This window comes from Anaerorhabdus sp., from assembly GCF_036637135.1.
Classification (GTDB): domain Bacteria; phylum Bacillota_I; class Bacilli_A; order Erysipelotrichales; family Erysipelotrichaceae; genus Anaerorhabdus.
This window is the reverse complement of record NZ_JAVWNC010000121.1, coordinates 1-1,706: the sequence shown is the minus strand read 5'-3', so window position 1 is coordinate 1,706 and position 1,706 is coordinate 1. Positions and strand designations below refer to the sequence as shown.

At 38.5% G+C, this 1,706-nt stretch carries 2 protein-coding genes; both read left to right on the top strand.

The genetic code is table 11. From position 1 onward, the window contains the following. Positions 1-6: 6 nt before the first annotated feature. Positions 7-783, top strand: coding sequence for a transketolase (locus RR643_RS11645; protein ID WP_332483321.1), 777 nt, complete (start codon positions 7-9; stop codon positions 781-783). 3 nt (positions 784-786) lie between these two features. Further along, positions 787-1,706 (top strand): transketolase family protein (locus tag RR643_RS11640; protein ID WP_332483320.1); only part of this gene is annotated, 920 nt, incomplete at its 3' end.

Sequence of the window (1,706 nt, the reverse complement as noted above, 5' to 3'; positions counted from 1 at the left end):
AAAGGCATAAGAAAAAGTATCATCGAAATGGTAACAGCGGGAAAATCTGGGCATCCAGGAGGATCGTTATCAGCTGCAGACCTAATCGGTGTGTTGTATTTTGAAGAAATGGATATAACACCAGAAAATGCAGGGACAACAGATCGAGATCGCTTTGTACTATCAAAGGGACACGCAAGTCCATTATTATATGGTGTATTAAAAGAAAAAGGAATCTTAAAAGAAGATATCGAAACATTCCGTCATATCGATTCAAAACTACAAGGACATCCAAACATGAACTATGTAGCAGGAGTAGATATGTCAACAGGATCATTGGGTCAAGGTATTTCTGCAGCAGTAGGAATGGCTATGGCGAATCAATTAAGTAAGAATAGTCATCGTGTCTATGCATTACTTGGAGATGGCGAATGTGAAGAAGGACAAGTATGGGAAGCAGCAATGGCAGCAGCTCATTATCAATTAGATAATCTATGTGCTATCGTGGACTTTAATGGATTACAAATTGATGGAGATATTCATGAAGTAATGAATCCAACACCACTAGATGAGAAGTTCGCAGCATTTGGATGGCATGTGATTTGTATAGATGGACATGACCTAGATGCAATCAGAAAGGCATACCAAGAAGCAAAAGAAACAAAAGGACAACCAACAGTAATTGTGGCAAAAACAATTAAAGGTAAGGGTGTAAGTTTCATGGAAAATAAAGCGGCATGGCATGGAGTAGCACCAACGCAAGAAGAATGTGATGCAGCAGTGAAAGAAATAGAGGAGGCATAAACTATGGCAAAGGCAACAAGAGAAGCATATGGAATCGCATTAGCGAAACTGATAGAAGAGAATGATAAAGTCGTAGTATTAGACGCTGACTTAACAAAATCAACGAAAACAGCAGACGCAAAAAAAGCATGTCCAGAAAGACACTTTAATATGGGAATCGCAGAAGGGAATATGATGTCAACAGCGGCAGGAATAGCAGCAAGTGGATATACAGTATTCGCATCAAGTTTCTCTATTTTCGCAACAGGAAGAGCGTGGGAACAAGTAAGAAACAGCATCGGATACCCACATTTGAATGTGAAGGTATGTGGAACACATGCAGGGATTAGTGTTGGAGAAGATGGTGCAAGTCATCAAGCATTAGAAGATATCGCATTAATGAGAGTAATACCAGGAATGAAAGTATTCCAACCATGTGATGAGGAAGAAACATACGCAATCATCAAACATGTAGCAGAAATAGAAGGACCTTGTTATGTAAGATTAGGACGAGGAAAAGTAGAAGATGTCTATCCAGCAGGAACAGAGTTCAAGATTGGAAAGATATCGACACTAAATCAAGGGAGCAAAGTAGCGATACTAGCAACAGGATTACTGGTACAAGAAGCACTTAAAGCAAAAGAAGAATTAGTAAAAGAAGGAATCAATCCAACAGTAGTGAATGTAAGTTGTATAAAACCATTGGATGAAGAAGGAATACTAGAAGTATTAAAGAATCATGATGTAATTATCACAGCAGAGGAACATAGTATCATCGGTGGACTTGGTGGAGCAATCGCAGAGTTATCGGTAAGTAAGTGTCCAAAGAAGATAGTAAGAATTGGAACGAAAGATACATTTGGAGAAAGTGGACCAGCAGGTGCATTACTTGAAAAGTATGGTCTAACTTCTACTGAAATTATGAAACAAGTTAAAGAAAATAT